Origin of the sequence: Mesorhizobium sp. M1E.F.Ca.ET.063.01.1.1 (genome assembly GCF_003998155.1) — a bacterium.
Taxonomy (GTDB): Bacteria; Pseudomonadota; Alphaproteobacteria; order Rhizobiales; family Rhizobiaceae; genus Mesorhizobium.
In genome coordinates, this window is the sequence record NZ_RZSC01001239.1 from 1 (window position 1) to 1,049 (window position 1,049).

A 1,049-nucleotide genomic window follows, 5' to 3' on the forward strand; every position below is an offset into this window, starting at 1 on the left:
CCATTGACCAGTGCAGCCAGGTCCGGCTTGCTCATTTCCGCCTGCAGGCTGGCTGGAAGCGGCATGGTCGCCAGCCCCTGGCGTTCGGCCTCCAGCCGGGCAAGCCGCACCGTGGCGCGGTCGAGATCCTCGCTGATGATCTGCAGGTTCGCCCGCGGCAGCGTATCGTCCAGCCGGACCAGCACGTTGCCGGCCCGAACATGATCGCCATCTTGGGCAAAGATGCCGCTGATCGTGCCGCCGGTCTGGTGCTGGACCTTCTTGGTACTGCTTTCGACCACCACGGTTGCGGGGGCGATCACCGCACCCGCTATCTTGGTGAAGCCAAGCCATAGCCCTCCGCCAGCAATGAGCAGGCACGTGACCGCCAGTCCGCACACCAGGCTGGGTCCGATGCTGCCAGGGGCCTCAAGCGAGGAACGCTGACCGGCATCGAACCAGGCGTAAGATGGCAGGAACGCAAAGAGGCGGGGCAAGACATCACGCATGTCCGCTTACTCCCCTCTGGATCGGAATGACCGGGGACGGGCGGTGCGCGGCAGGAGAGGATGCTCGCGCCACACTCGCCAAGACCTCCTCGCGGGAGCCAAACGAGCGGACCATGCCGTTGGTCAGCACCAGAACCTGGTCGATGTTGGTGAGAGCGGACGGGCGATGCGCAACAACGATAACGATCCCTCCGCGCTGGCGCACGGCTAGAATTGCGCCCGCCAGGGCGGCATCGCCTTCGACATCGAGATTCGAGTTCGGCTCATCCAGGACGACAAGAAACGGCTCACCGTAGAGCGCTCTGGCGAGGCCGATCAGTTGCCTCTGTCCAGCGGACAAGGCCCTGCCTCCCTCGCCGATGCGCGTTTGGAAACCTTCCGGCAGATGCATGATCATCGAATAGACGCCCGCGGCCCGGGCGGCCGCAAGCACGCCTTTGGGATCGCTCTTGCCGCCGAACCTCGAGATGTTGTCGGCCACCGTCCCGTCAAAAAGTTCAACGTCCTGGGGCAGATAGCCGATATGGGCGCCGAGCGAATGCGGGTTCCACTGATCGAGAG

Annotated in this window: 2 protein-coding genes; both read right to left on the bottom strand. The window is 64.4% G+C overall.

Translation table 11 applies throughout. The annotated features are described in order from the left end of the window. Nucleotides 1–488, bottom strand: a 488-nt coding sequence (locus tag EOA29_RS37560) for a biotin/lipoyl-binding protein (protein WP_127222465.1), incomplete at its 3' end; no start/stop codon positions are given. Then, the coding region (locus EOA29_RS37565; protein WP_127222466.1) for an ATP-binding cassette domain-containing protein at nt 481–1,049 on the bottom strand (569 nt) is incomplete at its 5' end. The genes EOA29_RS37560 and EOA29_RS37565, both read right to left, overlap by 8 nt.